This window comes from Alteromonas halophila (genome assembly GCF_014651815.1).
In the GTDB taxonomy this organism is placed as follows: Bacteria; Pseudomonadota; Gammaproteobacteria; order Enterobacterales; family Alteromonadaceae; genus Alteromonas; species Alteromonas halophila.
The window spans coordinates 338,942-357,003 of the sequence record NZ_BMXP01000002.1 but is presented as its reverse complement, the minus strand read 5'-3'; the positions used below and the strand labels follow the sequence as shown (position 1 = coordinate 357,003).

The window sequence follows — 18,062 nt, the reverse complement described above, 5'->3', positions numbered from 1 at the left end:
CCTGTCGGTAAGTCGTTGCTGTGATAAGCGCCTTTAATGCATTTCTTGACCGTCGTCTGGTCAGTATATTTTTGTTTGGCATCTCCAGTGGTTTTCCCTGGGTCATGATCGGCTCGGTGCTGTCGGCCTGGCTGAAAGATGAGGGGCTGTCTCGCTCTGCCATTGGGCTGTTTGGTGCCATTTTCGCTGTCTACTCCGTCAACTTTTTGTGGTCACCTCTGATTGACAGAGTCCGACCAAAATGGCTGGGGCAGCGGCGTGGCTGGATCCTTGCAATGCAACTTGTTATTGCAACGTGCTGCCTGTTCATGTCTTCACTTAATGCCAGCGCGGATCTGTATGCGATTGCCATCACCGGCCTGCTGATTGCGATTGCGTCCTCCACACAGGATATCGCCATTGACGGCTACCGTATTGATATCATCGATGAGGATGAAAAAGAGAAGCTCTCATCAGGTTCGTCAATGGCCACTGCTGGCTGGTGGACGGGCTATGGCGGCTTAGGCGCTGTACCTTTTTTCATCGCCGATTCGGCAAGCTGGTACTGGCCGCAAATATACCTTTTATTAGGTATAGGCATGGTAATACTGGCGCTGGCTACACTGTTTGCCAACGAGCCTCAGATCGATCGCGACGCTATTCATGCTGCGGCGGCGAAGGCTTATCAGTCACGGCTTACCGATATAACCGGCCACCCACTGCTACGCGCCACAACAACCTGGATAATGGTAACCCTGGTTGAGCCTTTTCGTGACTTCTTTGTACGCAACGGTGTACGCCTGGCACTGTCCATTTTGTTATTCGTGTTTTTGTTCAAAATTGGCGAAGCCTTTTTAGGCCGGATGAGTATCGTGTTCTACAAGGAGATTGGTTTTTCTAACAGCGATATTGGCAGCTACTCCAAGTTACTCAACTGGTGGGTAACCATTGTTTTTTCAATTATCGGTGGTGCAGTCAATATTCGCTACGGCATTTATCGTGGCCTGATGATTGCCGGCATTGCAATGGCTTCCTCTAATTTGATGTTTGCATGGCTGGCCACCACAGGGCCGAGTACTTCACTACTGGCCGCCGCGGTAATCATTGACGGTTTTACCGCATCCTGGAGTACGGTTGCCATGGTCGCGTTTATATCATTGCTGTGTAACCGCGCCTTCAGCGCAACACAATATGCTTTGATGGCATCGTTGAGTGTAGCGGGGCGTACCTTACTGGCTTCTTCCAGCGGCTTTATTGTGGATGGTCTGGACGGCGACTGGCGTCTGTTTTTTATTATCACCGCCATCATGGTTATTCCCAGCCTGATTTTTTTGTATCGTATCCGTCACCATATTGTGCGTCTCGAGCAGAGGGCTGGATAAATCTGACTGGCTGTTCATCGCAAATGCCCGCCTCTACTTTGCAATTATCAACAAGAGCCTCTATGTTTGACAGGTGACTGGATGTCCCTTCAGACACCGAACTGGATAAATCAGGGCAGACACAATTAGCAGGGAACCGCTGATAATGAAGTTAGACGCCGCGCGCCGTCACCTCAAACGAGCACATATCAATACCCTGGTCTGTATCGGACTGGCAACCGCATTGCTGTTGGCCGGTGTAGCGTGGCAAGCCCGGGATGACGCGTATTTACCACAACTGGTCAATATGGCGGGCAAGCAGCGCGCACTTGCACGCCAGATAGCATTCGTGACGTATCAGTTAAAGTCTGCGCCCCGGACCAATACTGCGGCCTTACAGGAAGAACTGCGTCAACTCGCCACGACATTTCAACACAATCATGCAGTACTCACCGGCAAGCAGCCCAGTGATGAGCGCGCGACACCGCTGAGCAATGCTATTGATGACTACTATTCCAGCCATCTTTTGTCACTGGATGAGCGCAGTCAACGCTTTGCCCTTCGAGCCCAACAGATGGGCAAGCTTCCGGTCAATGCCCTGCCTGATTACCCAACGCCCAGCGCAGCAGAAGTCGAAGCGCTGTACGACCGTCTGGATAGAGCCGTCGTATTGTTTGAGCAGCTCATTGCAGATAAAGCGAGAGACAAAAACCAATGGCTGTTAACCGGTGCCATTTTGCTTATTTTGGTATATATACTCTGCTGGAGCTTCCTCTTACGCCCGGCCAGGCGTCACGTTGGTGCCGCAATTGATGCGCTATGCCGAGAGAATCTGGCGTTACATCAGCAGGAGCTGCAAAACAATTCATCCGCCGAGACCAGAGCGCACTTTCTGACTACCATCAGCCATGAGTTTCGTGGCCCCATCAGCGCTATTGTCGGCGCACTGGAGCTCATTCCCAATATGCGTGCCAGGCAGGATGAGCTGATCCAACAGGCGGAACAGGCCTGTTACCGCTTACTTAATCTGACCAACAACCTGCTGGATATTATGGGTAATACAGCAGCGCCCTCTCCCACCAGGGAGAGCTTTGATCTGATTGCCCTTCTGGATGAGTGTATTGCACCTTGGTCTGCGCCCAGCCGCGCCAAACAACTTGAGTTTAGTATGCAGTGTGAGACCACCATGCCCACCTTTGTTACCGGCTATCCTGATGCCATTACCAGGGTGATAAAAAATGTCATGGACAATGCAATTAAGTTTACGTCAGATGGATTTATCAACGTACTGGTAAGTTGTCACGTGGTGAACAAGCGCTACCAGCTGACGGTTAAGATCACCGACAGTGGCATTGGTATTAAAGACGAAGACCAGAAGAAGATATTTGATCGTTTTTACCGCGTCGATGCACCCGGCTACCAGCAATATGCCGGCGCTGGCGTTGGCCTGACGGTCGCCAAAAAGTACGCTGAAGCCTGTGGCGGAGAAATCCACCTGGCAAGCCAGCAAAGTATTGGCAGCGAGTTTACCCTGACCTTTCCGCTGAATCGCAGTACACATCGCGCGTCAGCGCCGCAAGTCAAACCGGGCGTGTGCTTTGCAGTGGTTGACGATCTGGAGATCAGCCGGCTGCATGTGAGTAACATTATTCAGCAACAGGGATTTACTGCGGACTGTTTTTCCTCCGGCTCTGAATTTTTGGCTAACAACGACCGTATTCCAGGCTATGCTGCAATTATTGCCGACTTTTACATGCCCGGGATTAATGGCCTGGAGCTCGCGTCGACCGTCTCAGCCATGTTTGGCAAGCGCACACCGCCGGTGATCATGATGTCCGCCACGCCTGATATAGCCAACATTATGGCCAACAGTGAGATTGGCGCGTGGCAGGCCTTTGTCAAACCGTTAGACCAGCACCGCCTGTCCGACACCTTACAGCAGCTTGCCAATCGTGCATTCCGTCCCCTGACGCCCATCCCTGACGCCCGTATTCTGATCGTCGAAGATGAGCCCATCAATGCTGATATTATTCGGCATATGGTGCACTGCATGGGTCACAACAGTGTCGTTGTACATAACGGCGAGGATGCGCTGCAGCGACTTAACACCGAAGTGTTTGATGCCGTGTTACTGGACATCAATTTACCTGACGTGAATGGTGTAGAGTTAGCGTTAATCGCCCGAGAAAAAGGCGTGAGAATTCCCATCATTGCGGTCACCGCGAATGCCTTTGCCAGTGAAAAGGAACAAACCCGGCAGGCGGGGATCCGCTATCACCTGGTGAAACCCGTAACCTATCAGGAATTAAAAAACACATTGCGTCTGACGTTATCAGACTAAGCTACGTATTTAGCGCTGGCCGCCCTGACTGGCATCATAGGTGCGAATGCAAAACTGGTTGCGGCCGTTTTGCTTGGCGTCATAGAGCGCCTGATCGGCAAGCTCGAGCCACTGCATGGACGAGTGACAGTCCGGGCAGTACTCTGCCAGCCCCAGGCTGACCGTGAAGCGAATGGTGTCATCCTCATGCGTCACCACTTCTGCTTCAGACAGCGCGCGGATCCGCTCTGCAACCTTCGTGGCATTGGTGCTGTCTGAGTCGGTAAGTATGATGGCAAATTCTTCACCGCCATACCGGCCCGCCAGGTCGGTTTCCCGCACACTCTTTTTAATCACCTGTGCCAGTGCCTGAATAACTTTATCCCCCGCCTGGTGGCCGTAGGTATCGTTGACCTTTTTAAAGTGATCAATGTCGAGCATTAGGGCAGTAATAGGCTTGTTGCGACGCTGCGCCAGCTTGAAGGTGTAGTCGAACCGCTCCTGCCAGTAACGACGGTTATACAAGCCTGTCAAACCATCAATCCGGCTCATTACCTTTAGTTCTTCGTTCAGCTGCTCTACCCGGGTTTTGCCCAGGGCCTGATCGGTTACGTCGTACACCAGCATACAAAGCCGATCTACGCCTTTGTCAGCATTTAACAGCGGAAACATGGTGACATTCTGGTACATGTATTCTGTGCTTGTCGTTACCGGGCGGGTGCTGCCAAATTTAAACAGGTACTGGCGCTGCTCCCAAATCAGAAACACCGGTGTATTTAAATCGAACACCGGCCCTGCCTTGGCGCGCAGCCACTTTTCATCAATCTCAGGAAAGTGCGTAAACAACGAGTCGCCGCATACCGCCTCGGATGTCAGAGCGGAGTGGTTTTCCATAAACTGATTCCAGACTTCGACGGTAAACGCCCGGTCAAGCACTACGATGCCAACTTCAATGGAGCTGAACAGCTCCTGCATCCAGTCAGTGGCTGGCGTTTCGCTCATGCCCCCTCCTTATCAACAAACCGGGTATAAATACGCTCCATGGCATCATCCGGGAACAGCAATAACAGATCAAAGCTAATGTCGCGACTTTTAATGGCATAGCCAATTTCTACTGCCATAATCTTATCCAGATGACGAATATTATCTTTCAACAATACATCCAGTCCCTGATGGCGACCCAGCAAAATCGGGTGACTATGACTAAAGCGCAGAGAAAGTTGTTCTGAGAGTGCATTTAAGCAGGCGCCAATAAGAATATTTGAGACATCCATCAGCGCCTCTAACTCCTGACGATGGCCGCCCACGGTCGATTCATACCGCAGCAGTTCCACAATATTCTGCGTATTGGTATCACTGAAAATAACCAGCGCCTCGCCCTTTATCCCGGCGCTGACAAACCCTTTAGAAACCGCAGAAACGCTCTCGTTGTGGTTAATTTCAGCCACCGCCATGAGCAGCTCATTGCTTTCCAGCAAATTGACATTGGGGATCGGCAGATGGATGAATTCACCCATTAACTTCGCCAGATTTTCGCCTGCCCGGCCCATGGCGACGTTGACCAGTTCCCGGTACGCATCGAGCTTTTCCTCATCGCTGGCCTTCCCGGGCGTCAGGGCCGCATCTTGCGTTTGCGAAACGGCGCTGTCGCCACTGTAAATACCATACTGACGCAACAAACTGGTGAGTTTATCGTTATCGATGGGTTTGCGGATAAAGTCCAGCGCCCCCATTGCGACCATACGGGTACGTGCTTCAGGCTGCACGTCGCCCGACACCACGATCACCAGACAGGGTAAGTCTTCGTTGCGGATAACCTGCATGGTCTGATAGCCATCCATGACCGGCATATTCAGATCCAAAAACATGATGTCACCCTTTCCCTCGCGGATCATGGTCAGTGCCTCTTCACCGTTTTCGGCAAAATTAAGTGACACGTCCCAGTTGTCAGGGATACTGCGCGCCATTTGCTTGCGGGCAAACGATGAATCATCACAGATCAGAACATGGGTACTCATCCAGCCTTCCTCTACACAGCCACTGGCGCTTTGATATGCGGGTGCGCCTGATATCCTTCCAGAGTGAAATCGTCATAACTGAAGCTGAAAATATCCCGCACCTCGGGATTGATACGCATATGCGGCCTTGGATAAGGCACGCGCGACAACTGTGTTTCTACCTGCTCCATGTGATTGCTATACAGGTGCGCGTCGCCCAGAGTATGAATGAAGTCGCCCGCTTCAAGTCCGCATACCTGCGCTATCATCATGGTCAGCAGTGCATAGCTGGCAATATTAAAAGGCACACCAAGAAAGATGTCTGCGCTGCGCTGATACAACTGACAACTCAGTTTGCCGTCATGCACATAAAACTGAAACATGGTGTGACAGGGTGGTAATGCCTGTTTGCCCTGCGCTGCATTCTCTTTAGGTGAGAGACGGGTATCCGGCAAAACCGATGGGTTCCAGGCACTAACGATAAGGCGTCGGGAGTCCGGGTTGGTTTTAATCTGTTCGATGACCTCCGTAATCTGGTCTATACTGGTGCCGTCGCCGCGATCCCAGGAGCGCCACTGATGGCCATAGACAGGTCCCAGCTCGCCTTCGTCGCTTGCCCATTCATCCCAGATGGATACGCCATTATCTTTTAAGTAGGCAATATTGGTATCGCCTTTCAAAAACCACAACAATTCATGAATGATTGAACGCAGATGACATTTTTTTGTGGTCACCAGCGGGAAGCCTTGCTGTAAATCAAAGCGCATCTGATAACCAAACACACTGCGGGTGCCGGTACCGGTACGATCCGTTTTTTCGACGCCATGGTCGCGTACATGGCGCATAAGCGTTAAATATTCTTTCATGATGATGCCGAATTCTTGGTCTTAGCGTTTGTTCTGCTGTTCTTGGTGTATGCACGAATAATAAGCCATACGCCCAGTAAAATCATAGGTATACAAAGTAACTGACCCTGACTCAAGCCGAGCTGATACAGGCCAATATGCGCATCGGGTTCGCGGAAGTATTCAACGATAAAGCGGAAGCTGCCATATCCCGCTAAAAACAGACCGCTGACTGCCCCAGTAGGACGGGGCCTGGCTGAGTAAAGCCACAGGATAATAAACAGCAGTACACCTTCCAGCGCAAACTCATATAACTGTGAAGGATGACGAGGGAGATTACCGGCGTCAGGGAAAATTACCGCCCAGGGCACATCGGTCGGACGCCCCCACAATTCCGCATTGAGAAAATTGCCGATTCTTCCCGCACCCAGACCAATGGGCACAAGCGGGGCAACAAAGTCACCCAGAGCCAGAAACGTGGTTTTCATACGCCGCGACTGCCAGTACAAGGCCACCAGCACGCCCAGCAGACCACCGTGAAATGACATACCGCCGGCCCAGATTTTGAACAGATACAGCGGATTATCTATAAATAATCCAAACTGATAAAACAGCACATAACCCAGACGCCCGCCGATGATGACACCCACGAAGCCCCAAAACAGCAGATCACTGAGTTGATCGCGACTCCACGAGGTATTTTCAAGACGCTTCTGAGCAAGCAGATAAGCCGCAATAAAGCCGACTAAATACATCATACCGTACCAGCGGACACTCAACGGGCCGATACTGAAAATTATCGGATCGATACTGGGAAAAACAAAATAACTACTTTCAACCATCCGTTACTCTATTCCTGCGATCATGCGAATGCTGACAACCACCAGCAATGTAGCCAGCAGACGCTTTAAAAATTTAGTGTTTACTTTCTGGCCAAGCCGGGCACCGATACTGGCCGTAAAGATTGACGTTGCCACAATTCCGGCTGTAGCTGGCAAATAGACAAAGCCCAGGCCACCTGCAGGCAGATTTACCTTGCCCAGGCCCGCGATAATGAAGCTAAGTGTACCAAATACGGCAATCACCATCCCGCCTAACGCAGCGCAACCTATGGCATGGCGCATATTGACCTTAAACCAGACCAGCGCCGGTACCAGCACTGCGCCGCCACCAATCCCCATCAGCGCACTGATAATGCCTGTTCCGCCGCCTGCCGTGATCAGTATTGACGGTGTTGCGGGCGTCGCAGACTCGCGGGTTTTACCAAAAATCATTTGCAGCGCAATAAGAATGACCAGCCCGGCAAAGATATGACGTAACAGATCGCCGTCAATATGACTGGCCACCTGCGCGCCTATAATCGCGCCAACAGCAATGCCAATGCCCGTATACAGTACAATATGTTTGCGCAAATTGCCCAGTTTGTAGTGTGCAAAGGCAGACGATGCCCCGGTGAAAATAATGGTGGATAGCGACGTTGCAACCGCCACCGGCATAACGATGCTGGCATCCATATCATGCAGGTGAACAAGCAGGTATGAGAGCGCGGGAACAATAATGACACCACCGCCGATACCCAGCATACCGGCAAGTAGTCCAACGACCACGCCCAGCACTGCGCAACACACGAGAGTTATTATTATTGGATCCACGCGACGTCCTTCTGAAAAACACCGGTAGCCTACCACAGATTGTTGAAAAAGGGTGCGAATAAGTCGGTGGCCTCCCCGTCATACAATCGGGCAACTCATCAAGTCAGCCCCCCGTGCGTATTCAGGCGTTAAGCGAAGACAGACACGCACCAACGCCTGAAAAACTACTTAATCAGACTCTGAATTTCAGAGACCAGACGTTCCATTCCCTGGCGCGCGTCCTGGATACTTTGAGAAACAGACCCCATGGCTTTCTCACTTTCCTGGGTACCCGAATAAATTTGCCGAATCTGACTGTCAATTTCGTTAATGAGGGTACCGTTGGTGAGCACCACGTCTTCAATCTCTTCTGTTGCTGTCGCCGCCCGGGCAGCCAGAGTCCGCACCTCATCGGCAACCACTGCAAAGCCCCGGCCGGCTTCCCCGGCACGTGCCGCTTCAATGGCAGCATTCAGGGCAAGCAGATTGGTCTGCTCTGCAATACTGCGAATGGTTGAAACGATATTACGAATATCAGTAGATTGTCTGGCAAGATGCTCACTGCTGCCCGTGGTCTTATCGACCTGCGTGCGAATATGCTCAGAAATATCAATGGCCCGGTGTAACGCACTTACGGCGTCACTGGTCTGTTGGGAGGTGATTGCCGATGTCTGGCTGGCAAGCTCAATGGCGTCTCTCGCCGAGGCAACGCGTTGCGTAATATCGGACGCAAACTTGATCACACGCTCAACCTGTCCGTCCTCGCCAGTCACTGGGTTGTAGGTTGCTTCCAGCCATATCGTCTGACCATGTCCGTCCCGGCGTTCAAAGCGCCCCGAATAAAACTCACCTTGTGCCAGCTTATGCCAGAAGTCGGGATGCTCCGTGTAAAAGCGATCATCACAAAAAATACGATGATGTTTGCCTTTAATGTCTTCCATGGATACGTGCATCACGTCCAAAAAATTGTCATTAGCAGTCAGAATTTTACCGTCGGGGGTAAACTCTATCACAGCCATGCTTCTGTCAAGCGCATCGAGGCGGGCCTGGCTGCGTAGCATAGTGTAGTGATTGTCAGTGATATCGCTGGCCAGTTTCACGATCTTTGTCACCGCCCCGGTATTATCAGTAACCGGGCAGTAGGTTGCCTCCAGCCAGACAGACTGCTGTTGCTTATCAACACGCCGGAACGTGCCACGTTGCTGACGCCCTGCTGCCAGTGCCTGCCAGAATTCACGGTAAGCCGGTGACTGCGCATACTCTGGTGGACACAACACCCTGTGGTGCTGACCAATCAGCTCCTCGCGCTGGTAGCCCACGACATCAAGAAACAACGCATTCGCATCTTCGATGTGGCCATCCGGCGTAAATACAATCATACCGGTATTTTCCCGGATCGCCTGTAAGGCTGCACTGTCGTTATCCTGGGTGTCAGTGATGGTGGTGTCAGTTTTTGAGGGTGATAGACGGAATAATTTCAAAACAGTCCTTTGTGTTAAGAAAGATGCGAACAGGCCAGAAGTAACACTGCGGCCTCAGATGCATTCGCATTCTCCCTGAATACCGAAACGCAGGCCGTTACCTGTCTCAGTCTGTCGCATAAGACAGAACAAACGACGGGATAACCCGCTCACGTTCCTTACGAATGTACAATCAAGTGTAGCTTAAACTGTTACAAAAGCAGTGCCCAAGACATACAGAGAATGCGTGCTCCCCGTTGTCAGGCACCGGCCCGAATCAGCCCGCCCAGACCTTTGCTTTCCAAGTATTGATTAAGATGCAGAAACACTTCCTGGTGCGACGAGGATGTCAGCGCCCTTGATAGCAGGTGCTTACTTTCGCTTAGATTAACGTTACGTATCAGCCAGTTTACTTTGCGCAGGTTAAACGCATTCATACTTAAGCGCCGGTAGCCCATTCCCATCAGAAGAATGGCACCGCCTGGTTCGCCGGCAATTTCGCCGCAGACAGTTACCGGAACCTGGCTGACATTCGCCTGTTTCACAATGTCATATAACGCCCCTAACACGGCAGGGTGGTAGCTGTTGTATAGCCCGGCCACCCGCGTATTATTGCGGTCCACCGCCAGCAGATACTGGGTGAGATCGTTACTGCCAACCGAAAAAAAGTCTACCTGTTTAGCCAGTTGCGGTAACTGATACAGCACCGAGGGCACTTCCAGCATAATACCAATACGTGGCTTGTTAAGGCGCTCGCCCGAGTCTTTTATCTCATCGCGGATCTCAAAAAACGCCTGGTCAATCAGCCGCCTGGCTTCTTCAACTTCGCCTACCGAGGAAATCATTGGTAACATGATTTGCAGATTATCAAAGCCAATGCTGGCACGAAGCATGGCGCGGATCTGTACAAGAAATATTTCAGGATGATCCAGAGTCAGCCTTACTCCGCGCCAGCCCAGGAACGGATTTTCCTCATTAATGGGGAAGTAAGGTAATGGTTTATCACCGCCGACATCCAGGGTACGCATGGTGATGGGCAAATCCGGGGCGGCACTGAGTATCTGACGGTAGAGCTCAACCTGTTCTTTTTCGGACGGGAAGCGCTCCCGCATCATAAACGGAATTTCTGTGCGGAACAGACCAATACCCGCGCCCATATTGGCACTACCAAGCTCTGCTTCGGCTGATAGCCCGGCGTTGATAAACAGCGACATCCGGCAGCCGTCCTGACTTTGGCAGGGCTGATCCGACTCCGCATTAATGCGCTCAGATATGGCCTCTTCTTCCTCAATGAGGTGAATAAACTCACTGCGAATAGTACGTTCAGGCGATACAATCACTTCACCGGAATAGCCATCCAGTAATATATCTTTCTCTTCCAACAGCGCTGGCGACAATGACTGACAGCCCATCACAGCCGGCACGCCCATGGCCCGGGCCAGGATGGCAGCGTGGGAATTGGCCGAGCCTTTAATTGAAATAATGCCTTTTAGTTTATCCCGCGGAAATTCGGCCAGCATGGTCGCTGAGACTTCTTCGGCCACCAGAATGCTGTCTTCAAGAGGCTGCTTTTCGACAATCTTCTTGCCTTTGGCCTCGATCAGGATATTGGTCAGAATGCGGTTAGACAGATCGACAATATCAATCGCCCGTTCCTGCATATAAGGGTCATCCATTTCCTGAAATCGCGTGGCGTAGGCGTCGACTACCATTTTCAGTGACGAACCGGCGTCCCAGCCCTGGCGGACTTTCTCTTCCACTTCCCGCCCCAGGCTATTGGCATCCAGCAGATGGTGATACAACTGAAAAATGGACTTAACATCGTCCGGAATACCGTCATCCAGGCTCTTGGAAAGCGAATCGACCTGTTCACGGGTAATTTCAACCGCTTTGCGGTATACCTGAATTTCATCCTGCGGCGAATTGGTACGGCGTACCACCCAGGTGCGTAGAGAAAAGCTGCGATCCGGCGGGAAGCCTTTGCCTACCGCCAGTCCTGGTGAGCCGGGTATACCCACCACGTTTTTCTGGCGCAGGGCTGTTCCAAACGAGGTATTGGTACCCAGCGCGCCGCGAATATCTGCATTGGTGATTTCCAGCGCCAGTTGCGTGGCCAGCGTTACCAGAAAGGCTTCTTCATTTTCGCTGAAGCGGCGCATTTGTTGCTGCTGCAGCGTTATTACGCCCAGCACTTTGCGCTGATGAATAATGGGGGTGCCAAGAAAGGCGTTCAGGTTTTCTTCCTGCACCTCGTCATAGTGTTTGAAGCGCGGGTGCTGGTGCGCATTTTCAATATTGAGCGGCTCTTCACGCTGCCCCACCAGACCAATCAGTCCTTCTGAAAAGCCAATCCTGACCTGCTCAACCGCATCGGGATGTAACCCATCAGTCGCTTTAAGAATAAATTCCTGATGCTCATAGTCGGCCAGATAGATAGAGCACGAGTCAACATTAACCGTGTGTTTAACCCGAGTTGCCAGACGAAACAACGCCTTATCGAGCTCGGGGATTTGATTCATCTCCTGCACGATACTTTTTAGCGTTGTCAGCGTTGTGCCTTTGCTGCCGGTCTGACCCACTGTTGACTCCTATCCTCGCCGCCGCCTTCGCGATCGTCGCGGAGCATGTTGTCGCTGGTTCTGATTCATCACCACACCGGCAAACTCTTTCATCACCCGGCGATACACATCACGCTTAAACGACACCACGTTGCGTATCGGGTACCAGTAACTTACCCACCGCCAGTCATCAAATTCCGGATGACCAGTTTTCAGTACATCAACATCTTTGTCGTCACAGTCAAGCTGCAACAAAAACCATTTTTGCTTTTGGCCTATACAGACCGGATTGCTTCCCTGGCGTATTAGTCGCTTGGGAAGCTTATAACGGTGCCAGTTTCGCGACACACTTAAAATAGTGACATCTTTTGGCGTCAGTCCTACTTCTTCGTGCAGCTCCCTGAACATGGTTTGTTCCGCAGTTTCCCCTTCATCAATTCCGCCTTGTGGAAACTGCCATGAATGTTGACCATAACGTCTTGCCCAAAATACCTGACCCATTTTGTTGCAAATCACTATGCCCACATTCGCACGGAATCCATCGGCATCTATCACATAGACTCCCGGGCATGCTAGACTTATCTATTATTGCATTCTTCCATAAACTATAGCCCTTTCAAAGCATTAATCGCTGTAAGAGCAATCCACCATGCAACCACCAGCTACGCCTCCTGCCACAACCGACGAACTGCTTGATCGCTGCCAGGCTATAGCCGGTCTGTCTTTGGGCGAATTGGCAAAACTCGCAGAGGTGCAGATCCCCGCAGATTTGTCGCGTCACAAAGGCTGGCCGGGTATGCTTATTGAATTGTGGCTGGGTGCCAGCGCGGGTTCAAAACCACAACAGGATTTTCCGGCGTTGGGCGTGGAGCTTAAAACCCTTCCTATTGACGCCAGCGCAAAGGTCCTTGAAACCACTTATGTGTGCTACGCTCCACTGATCGCGCAACCGGGGCTCACCTGGGAAAGCAGTAACGTGCGCAACAAACTGCAGCAGGTATTGTGGTTACCGCTGGAGGGGGACAGACAGATCCCGCTCGCACAGCGGCGCATTGCCAGTGGCTTTCTATGGTCGCCGTCAGAGCAGGAAGACGCGCTACTGCGACAAGACTGGGAAGAGCTTAGTGAACGTATCCTGCTGGGAGAAGTGGCATCCATCACCGCACGCCAGGGCAATGCGTTACACCTGCGCCCCAAGGCGGCGAATGGTAGCGTGCTGACTGACGCGCTCAATGAGGAAGGTGAGCGTATTAAAACCCGTCCACGCGGCTTTTATCTGCGTAAAACCTTTACACAGGCACTGCTTAACCGCGCGTTTGTCTGAACATCTGCTTGTGTTGAGACCGTTAGCGCCCGGATAGCAGTATATTCACCCTGGCAGCTGGGCTGGCGTCATCAAAGAAACCCTTTTCTTTGCCGTGTTTAACAAAAAGTGTGTAATCACCCTGAGGAAATCTCCCGGATTTAGAATCACGATATATATCGGTGGACAGGAACCACACATTCACTGGCAGCCCAGCCGCAGCAGCTGGCGCATCTTTTTTCGACGATATAAACATTTTGACTGGCATGTTCTGAGACTCGACTGTTAATTCAAGTGTCGCCTCTCTATTGAGTCTAAAGCTGTGACTAAAATAGTCTCCCTGCTCAATAGCAACGGATTTATTCACAATATGCTGCGGTGCGCGATTGCCACATCCTGTCAAAACCAACGTGACAAGAAAAAGAATAAAAACACTTTGGCAGGCTGAGCGGCTTCGGAAAGTAAAGACTTCACACGCGTTCACGTTTATTCCTTTTTACATTAAAGTAGTTAAGTCAATTTATTATTGTTAGGCAGACCACATACACTGCTAAACACCGACCTACTGCAAGTAGCAGACAAATAGCTCACTCAGGCATGGTTACTTTTTATACACTGCCGCATTTTTAATACTCTCGCAAGCGTTTAATAGGCACATGACGATGTGTCTAACAGACTCTCCGCCTGCTCTGCTTCTTTGTAAACATGAGAGGGCTGGAGAATTGCTGATCGTAAATTCCATCTTGTCCCCTCATCTCGCATTTGCTTGATTTACGTCAAGCCATAGTTACCGACAAACGGCTACAGTTTGGGAACAGACCAAACAGGTAGAATCAGGAACGACGCACATGGCACTTACCATAACCGACGACTGCATCAACTGCGATTTGTGCGAAGACGAATGCCCGAATCAGGCCATACAAATGGGCGAGGCGTATTACCAGATTAATGCTGCGCGCTGTACCGAGTGTGTGGGGCATTATGATAACCCGAGCTGCGTAGCAGTATGCCCGGTTGACTGCATTATCCCGGATCCCTCGCACCGTGAATCACTGGCGCAACTGGCCGATAAGTACGTTGCCCTGCAGGGATAAGTGGCGCGGTATCAGCGATTTTTTATCGCCACATGCCTTCTCAGCCGAGGCTCACGGCTCAGTCCATTTTGCGTAAATAGCTCACCAGCGCACCACTTAAGAATTTTTCGGAGTTTATGCCCAGACGCCTGGCGACACGGTTAATTTTGGCATCACTTCTTAACAGCACTTTTTTGGCGTACTCCAGACGATAGTGGTACACAAAACCACGAAAGTTTTTTCGCGGGCTCATGCGCAGGGCAATGGCCAGCAGTGTGGGGTCGATATCCGCATCCTGACTGAATGCCTTAATCGTCAGCCCCAGTTGTTTGTAGCCTTTGGTATGGATAATCGTTTGCTCGGCGCGCGCCAACGTATCACGCATCACGGCCTGTGACTCATCACAGGCATCCAGCCGTTGCATATCAAGTGGGCAGGGTGAGGTGGTGCGGGGTGAGACCAGCGCACCAATCACAAATAAGCAGGTCACGGCCATCACCAGATGAAACAAACTCAGCCAGAACGGAATAGTGAAAAAGCCAAACGCGGCGGCGCTTACCAGCAAAATACAGCTAAACGCAATGCCGACGGTAGCCCCCATGACGCCCGCCATACGTCTGATTTTATACTGATTCACATCGACCACCTGCGCCGGTAACAGCTGATGATAATGCTGCACATCCTCGGCAATCAGAATGCCAAACAGCAGCACACCAAAACCAGTAAGCAACGGCACGAGGTAAAATGGCCAGTAGATCAGAGGCTCACCGACAGGCGCAGCCATAAACCACTGCATTTTGATGTCCGGTGATGTCAGCCAGAGCGGTATCTGTGCAAGCATCACCGCAGCGACCACAACCCACATGCGTGAATATTTTTTTACCCGGTCGAGCATCAGCGGCCTTGCCGCTTTGTAGCAGGCCGCGAGTAACAGCACGGGGACAAACTCAAACAGCCAGGTAAACGGAGACAAGGCTGAGAGTTCAAACAGTTTAAGCCACTCATCAATAACCAGTAGCGGCCAGCAGCCCACCGCTACCGTTAGCCAGTGGCGCCCGGGCAGCCGTTGATAACACTGAATGTAACGCCACAGCACGACCAGATAAACCAGGCTTGTGGCGTACAGGGTGTACTGATAAAAAAGCCCTGAAACTGTCATGGTAATCTATGCATTACGATTTTCCTGTTGTGTCGCTGGATGATTGCTACCAGTAAATTTCGCGCTGCATCGCGACCTGTCGTGTTCGTTCCATTACTTTCAGCAGTGTGGCGGCTTTTTCATCCGACCATTGTTTCAGTTCAGCATAGCCGTCCAGCTCGGCATCGGTAAGCGCTTTTTTCAGGGTCAGCAATGCATTCAGTTCGTCGATACCGGTCAGCAAATCCAGCCAGGGCGCACGAAAATCTCCCCGTTCTTCACGAAACAAGTCACCAACCAGAAAACCATTCCATAACGACTGACGCAACAGAACCTCCACCGCAGAGTAATTGGCCGCGCCCATCGCGCGATTGGCCGGCATACTTTGCTGTACAGTTTGCCAGCCCTGCGACAGCCACCCTTTGGCGTGTTCCATCACCGGCATGCCCTCCCCCTGCGCCTGAGAGCGCCACGGCCGCATTTGCAGTAAATAGGAGGCCTTCAGTTTTATCGCTGTGGCATCACTCTGGTAAAAAAGGGTATCCGGCTCATGCGTTTTCAGCAGGCCAGCCCGTCTGCCCTGCAGATAGCTCAGCATATCGCCATGACGGCCCAGCATTTTTGCGAACAGGCTTTTTTTGGATAACAGGTAGCGCAAACTTTGCAGTTCATCCTGCCACAGCCAGGCCTGAGCATGGGTAATAAGCTGTTTGTGCAGGGTCAGCATGTCCGGGCACTGTAGCACCGGTAAATAGAGCGAAACGCTTTGCATTAACAGGCGGATTGCCGTCACCACTTCGCCCAGTGCCTTCACCGATCCCCCCTGCAGATAGAGATGTTCATGGTATTGCCAGTGCCGCATCGCCATACTCACAGCGGCGGCGAACGCATCTTCCGTGGTGCAGTCACGCTTTAACGGCAAAAATTCGGGTAAGGGCTCAATGCGCGACGGCAGTCCGTGCAGCAATTCATAACCCTGCGCAGCTTTTGAGGTATCACTGAGCCGCACATCAAGCTTTGCATTGATAATATCTGCCAGTGTATACAGGGCACTGACCTCTCCCTCCAGCAGTTCCAGCTCAATCTCATGAATCGGCGATGAGGCTTTATCCGTAGATGCAATTCCCTCATCCAGAACAATTTCGACACGGCTGCCATTTAAGGATGCATCGAAGGCAGTACGCGTAAAGTGCGTACTGAACTGCTGCTCGAGCTGACCACTAAGCTGTGACGGATTCAGCTCCTCCGGCCACACGTCACTGTCAAACAGCGACAAGTCAGGACTAGGCTCCGTCAGCGGCACATTAAATTCAGCGCGGTGATGCAGACCACCACTGACTTTGCCGTTGGTTTTCAGTGTCTGCTCAAACTGACCGTTATTGCCGCGCACACGAAAACCAATTTTATGCTTCTGAAAATCATGGTCGGGCGTATCGTAGTAATCATTGCGCAATTGCATTTCCCGCCCGGCATCCACTTCAATCCCCTGCTCACGCAGTGCAGGTAATACCTTGTCATTAAACGCCTGGCGAACATTCTGGCCGGTGACGAACTTTAATTCTATTTCTGCCATGATCTCATTGAGGCCCGTTTCACATGGGCGTTACCTTATAATTCCCGCTGACTTTTAGCAACGCGATCCGTAGCGCTGTTTATACCTGATTTGATTTTTAAAGCGCATCAGAGGCTTGCCATTAAAGGGCGCAAGCCCTACCATCGGAATGATTTTTTCAATGAAGTGGGTTTCTTATGATTCGATCCTGGCTCGCCCTGACACTCTTTGCTTTCAGCCTTCCTCTTTTCGCTCAGCTGGACAGCGGTGACGACGCAGTAACAGCCGATCACTACATTCGCGACGATTTGTTTGTGTTTATGCATACCGGCCCAAGCAGGGAGTACCGGATCCTGGGCTCTATTAACGCGGGTACTGCCATTGAAGTGTTAGAGCGTGACGGTGAGTTTACGCAAATTACTGACGAAGACGAGCGTACTGGCTGGGTCGAATCACGCTATGTTAGTGACACCCTGCCCGTCGCAAAGCAATTGCCGCGACTGAGTCAGCAACTGGCTGACAGTCAGTCAGCGCTGGCTGAGGCCGAAAGCGAAAGTGCCCGGTTGCGACAGCAACTGAATGACAGCCGTCAGCAAATTGCAGAGCTTTCAACAGCCGTAGAAGAAAAAGATCGCAAGGTCAGCAAACTTACGACACAAGTGGAACGGGCCGATCAGGATGAACTGGTCACCTGGTTTACACGTGGTGGCATGGTCGCGGGTGCCGGCATTTTGCTCGGTATTATCATTGCCTATCTGCCCAAAAAACGTAAACGCGATAATCAGTGGATGTAATCCGCAGGCGTACACTCGCAGGCACCACTAACTCATAAACAAAAAAAAGGC

General features: G+C 51.5%; 15 protein-coding genes and 2 pseudogenes. 5 read left to right on the top strand and 12 right to left on the bottom strand.

The window, feature by feature from the left end:
• Positions 1-20 precede the first annotated feature (20 nt).
• Together IE054_RS05660 and IE054_RS05655 are read left to right on the top strand one after the other, a co-directional pair.
• Complete coding sequence (locus IE054_RS05660) at positions 21-1,361, top strand: AmpG family muropeptide MFS transporter (RefSeq protein WP_189404211.1); 1,341 nt, start codon at positions 21-23, stop codon at positions 1,359-1,361.
• Positions 1,362-1,506: 145 nt separating this feature from the next.
• The gene (locus IE054_RS05655) at positions 1,507-3,681 is read left to right on the top strand and encodes a response regulator (protein WP_189404209.1); all 2,175 of its coding nucleotides are present in this window, start codon (positions 1,507-1,509) and stop codon (positions 3,679-3,681) included.
• Between the two features lie 9 nt (positions 3,682-3,690).
• Here IE054_RS05655 and IE054_RS05650 read toward each other — a convergent pair whose 3' ends face one another.
• From IE054_RS05650 to rppH, 9 genes and pseudogenes are all read right to left on the bottom strand, one after another.
• Positions 3,691-4,662: a sensor domain-containing diguanylate cyclase gene (locus IE054_RS05650; RefSeq protein WP_189404207.1), complete on the bottom strand. Its 972-nt coding sequence runs from the start codon at positions 4,660-4,662 to the stop codon at positions 3,691-3,693.
• Positions 4,659-5,678: a response regulator gene (locus IE054_RS05645; protein WP_189404205.1), complete on the bottom strand. Its 1,020-nt coding sequence runs from the start codon at positions 5,676-5,678 to the stop codon at positions 4,659-4,661. Before IE054_RS05645 ends, IE054_RS05650 begins: the two co-directional genes overlap by 4 nt.
• A gap of 11 nt (positions 5,679-5,689) precedes the next feature.
• Positions 5,690-6,523 carry a thymidylate synthase gene (locus IE054_RS05640; protein ID WP_189404203.1) on the bottom strand — a complete coding sequence of 278 codons (834 nt, stop codon included), beginning with the start codon at positions 6,521-6,523 and terminating at the stop codon, positions 5,690-5,692.
• A complete protein-coding gene (gene lgt / locus IE054_RS05635) occupies positions 6,520-7,344 on the bottom strand; it encodes a prolipoprotein diacylglyceryl transferase (protein WP_189404201.1) in 825 nt (274 codons plus the stop codon). The genes IE054_RS05640 and lgt overlap by 4 nt, the downstream gene beginning before the upstream one ends.
• A gap of 3 nt (positions 7,345-7,347) precedes the next feature.
• On the bottom strand, positions 7,348-8,154 hold the full coding sequence (locus IE054_RS05630; RefSeq protein ID WP_189404199.1) for a sulfite exporter TauE/SafE family protein: 807 nt from the start codon (positions 8,152-8,154) through the stop codon (positions 7,348-7,350).
• A gap of 164 nt (positions 8,155-8,318) precedes the next feature.
• Entirely contained in the window at positions 8,319-8,729 is a 411-nt protein-coding gene (locus tag IE054_RS17945) for a methyl-accepting chemotaxis protein (RefSeq protein ID WP_268245060.1), read from the bottom strand.
• 117 nt (positions 8,730-8,846) lie between these two features.
• Positions 8,847-9,614, bottom strand: a pseudogene (locus IE054_RS17940) (PAS domain-containing protein); the annotation flags it as partial.
• A 239-nt stretch (positions 9,615-9,853) separates the two neighbouring features.
• Entirely contained in the window at positions 9,854-12,172 is a 2,319-nt protein-coding gene (gene ptsP, locus IE054_RS05620; protein ID WP_189404195.1) for a phosphoenolpyruvate--protein phosphotransferase, read from the bottom strand.
• A gap of 9 nt (positions 12,173-12,181) precedes the next feature.
• Positions 12,182-12,706 carry an RNA pyrophosphohydrolase gene (gene rppH / locus IE054_RS05615; protein ID WP_189404193.1) on the bottom strand — a complete coding sequence of 175 codons (525 nt, stop codon included), beginning with the start codon at positions 12,704-12,706 and terminating at the stop codon, positions 12,182-12,184.
• A 94-nt stretch (positions 12,707-12,800) separates the two neighbouring features.
• Between rppH and mutH the strand changes: the two genes are divergently transcribed.
• Entirely contained in the window at positions 12,801-13,475 is a 675-nt protein-coding gene (gene mutH / locus IE054_RS05610) for a DNA mismatch repair endonuclease MutH (protein WP_189404191.1), read from the top strand.
• A 22-nt stretch (positions 13,476-13,497) separates the two neighbouring features.
• Here mutH and IE054_RS05605 read toward each other — a convergent pair whose 3' ends face one another.
• Entirely contained in the window at positions 13,498-13,938 is a 441-nt protein-coding gene (locus IE054_RS05605) for a hypothetical protein (protein ID WP_189404190.1), read from the bottom strand.
• Positions 13,939-14,248: 310 nt separating this feature from the next.
• Here IE054_RS05605 and IE054_RS05600 point away from each other — a divergent pair.
• A pseudogene (locus IE054_RS05600) lies at positions 14,249-14,548 on the top strand (YfhL family 4Fe-4S dicluster ferredoxin); the annotation flags it as partial.
• Between the two features lie 58 nt (positions 14,549-14,606).
• Here IE054_RS05600 and IE054_RS05595 read toward each other — a convergent pair.
• On the bottom strand, positions 14,607-15,686 hold the full coding sequence (locus IE054_RS05595; protein ID WP_189404186.1) for a helix-turn-helix transcriptional regulator: 1,080 nt from the start codon (positions 15,684-15,686) through the stop codon (positions 14,607-14,609).
• 46 nt (positions 15,687-15,732) lie between these two features.
• A complete protein-coding gene (locus tag IE054_RS05590) occupies positions 15,733-17,238 on the bottom strand; it encodes a CYTH domain-containing protein (RefSeq protein ID WP_189404184.1) in 1,506 nt (501 codons plus the stop codon).
• 176 nt (positions 17,239-17,414) lie between these two features.
• Here IE054_RS05590 and IE054_RS05585 point away from each other — a divergent pair, with 176 nt between their 5' ends.
• Positions 17,415-18,011 carry a TIGR04211 family SH3 domain-containing protein gene (locus IE054_RS05585; RefSeq protein WP_189404182.1) on the top strand — a complete coding sequence of 199 codons (597 nt, stop codon included), beginning with the start codon at positions 17,415-17,417 and terminating at the stop codon, positions 18,009-18,011.
• The last annotated feature ends 51 nt before the right edge of the window (positions 18,012-18,062 follow it).

Bases quoted from the DNA above. Each gene is read 5' to 3' on its own strand.
- IE054_RS05655 (WP_189404209.1), top strand. From the start codon at position 1,507: ATGAAGTTAGACGCCGCGCGCCGTCACCTCAAACGAGCACATATCAAT.
- IE054_RS05650 (WP_189404207.1), bottom strand. From the start codon at position 4,662: ATGAGCGAAACGCCAGCCACTGACTGGATGCAGGAGCTGTTCAGCTCC.
- IE054_RS05645 (WP_189404205.1), bottom strand. From the start codon at position 5,678: ATGAGTACCCATGTTCTGATCTGTGATGATTCATCGTTTGCCCGCAAG.
- IE054_RS05640 (WP_189404203.1), bottom strand. From the start codon at position 6,523: ATGAAAGAATATTTAACGCTTATGCGCCATGTACGCGACCATGGCGTC.
- lgt (WP_189404201.1), bottom strand. From the start codon at position 7,344: ATGGTTGAAAGTAGTTATTTTGTTTTTCCCAGTATCGATCCGATAATT.
- mutH (WP_189404191.1), top strand. From the start codon at position 12,801: ATGCAACCACCAGCTACGCCTCCTGCCACAACCGACGAACTGCTTGAT.
- IE054_RS05595 (WP_189404186.1), bottom strand. From the start codon at position 15,686: ATGACAGTTTCAGGGCTTTTTTATCAGTACACCCTGTACGCCACAAGC.
- IE054_RS05590 (WP_189404184.1), bottom strand. From the start codon at position 17,238: ATGGCAGAAATAGAATTAAAGTTCGTCACCGGCCAGAATGTTCGCCAG.
- IE054_RS05585 (WP_189404182.1), top strand. From the start codon at position 17,415: ATGATTCGATCCTGGCTCGCCCTGACACTCTTTGCTTTCAGCCTTCCT.